Below are 1,734 nucleotides of genomic sequence, written 5' to 3'. Positions count from 1 at the left end.
CTGGACATGCCTGGCCCAGGACTCGCGCCGCGCGTGCATCGTTTCCATGTGAATCCCCTGCTGAAAAATACAGAGGATGCGGGCAGGGGTGCTCGAGGAGAAGGTGGGCGGGCTGGACGCTTACTTTCTTCGATGGAGTTGGCAACGTCGACAGGCACGCCTAGCTCTTTGAGTGCCATCCCAATACCGTGCAACGGGTTTCTGAGTTGCTTCACGAGCTCATCCAACAGCCCGCGCATATCATTGGCACCTACATTGTCCAATGAAACGCTGGCAACTTTCTTGGTGAATTCGTTAAGCGTCATCGGCTCCAACGGTTTGTTGTCGTTCAAGCCGTTTTGAGCAAAAAACCATTCTTTTCCATTGCTGCCGTGCATATTTCCATAAGCGTCATAGGTATAAAGTAGTTTCTTCCCATCTTCTTGATACCCGATATAGGTCGCTTTTCCATCTGGCGTGATTTTGTGAAGCTTCGTGCGCACCAGTCCACTGACCTGAATGGGTGGCACCGAAGCGTCTTTGTTCAACCGTTCGAAAATATCACCCTTCTCATAGCCAAAACTGCCCACCACTGCATTGGTGTCGCCTGCTGCGAATTCCCCTAACTTTTGACTGACCCTGTCCTCCTGTTTCGGCGATTGATCACTGGAAAAATGCTGTGTGAATCGCTTTCGCTCAGTCGGGTCATTGGCCACTTCCTTGAGCCAGGCCGTCATCTCCTCAGCATTCTTGAATTCATGAAACGATGTCACTTCATCTTCCGGCATATACAGGACGAGATTAGGCCCCTCTTCTGTAGGCGGCACCCGCTTGATCACCATCATGTCGTTGGACTGAACGCCGTCGACCGCAAATGTCGAGACCTGCACCCCTGGACTTCCCGGTTTGTCGGGTGACACCGCTGCCTTCGTCAGTTGATACCCTTCGGCGCTGAGTGTGCCGCCCAGGTACTCGGTTTCACCGTCATCGAGAAATTTTTCACGCGCCTGATCGACCGGGTCTGCCTGACCGGTTGAACGAACACTGCGCGCAGGCCCAGCCTGCTCCGTTGATATAGATGGACCGATCGTGTGTTGAGGGGTAGGAGCATTCACATTCATAAGAGGGCCTCCTTATAGTGAAAAACGCAGGTTTTTCTGCGTCCTGCCCTCTGAGTGGTATCTCAAGAAACATCTGTTCCCAATAAACTGCAGGCCATTTGCAATACGATGCATCAGGCATAAAAAAGCCCGGTAAAAACCGGGCTTTTTTGCTTTAGCCAGTCATCAATCGGCGGTCAGTACACCACGACGCACCTGGTCGCGCTCGATCGACTCGAACAGCGCCTTGAAGTTGCCCTCGCCAAACCCATCGTCGCCTTTGCGCTGGATGAATTCGAAGAACACTGGGCCCATCAGGGTTTCCGAGAAGATCTGCAGCAGTAGACGCTTGTCACCGGCAACCGACGAGCCATCCAGCAGGATGCCGCGCGATTGCAACTGGTCCACCGGCTCACCGTGGTTCGGCAGGCGGCCTTCAAGCATTTCGTAGTAAGTGTCGGGCGGCGCGGTCATGAAGCGCATGCCGATCTTCTTCAGCGCGTCCCAGGTCTGGATCAGGTCGTCGGTGAGGAACGCGACGTGCTGGATGCCCTCGCCGTTGAATTGCATCAGGAACTCTTCGATCTGCCCGGCGCCCTTGGACGACTCTTCGTTCAAGGGAATACGGATCTTGCCATCCGGCGCGCTCATGGCC

General features: G+C 54.4%; 2 protein-coding genes. Both read right to left on the bottom strand.

Translation table 11 applies throughout. The features are described from left to right. Positions 1–1,100 (bottom strand): dermonecrotic toxin domain-containing protein (locus GIW04_RS30475; RefSeq protein ID WP_236314009.1); only part of this gene is annotated, 1,100 nt, incomplete at its 3' end. A gap of 165 nt (positions 1,101–1,265) precedes the next feature. Next, on the bottom strand, positions 1,266–1,734 hold a 469-nt coding region (locus GIW04_RS30470), incomplete at its 5' end, for a VOC family protein (RefSeq protein ID WP_236479586.1).

Source organism: Pseudomonas sp. PA-4-8C, assembly GCF_021606625.1.
Classification (GTDB): domain Bacteria; phylum Pseudomonadota; class Gammaproteobacteria; order Pseudomonadales; family Pseudomonadaceae; genus Aquipseudomonas; species Aquipseudomonas lactis.
Note: the sequence above shows the minus strand (reverse complement) of the source record. Positions and strands in the feature narration are given on the sequence as shown.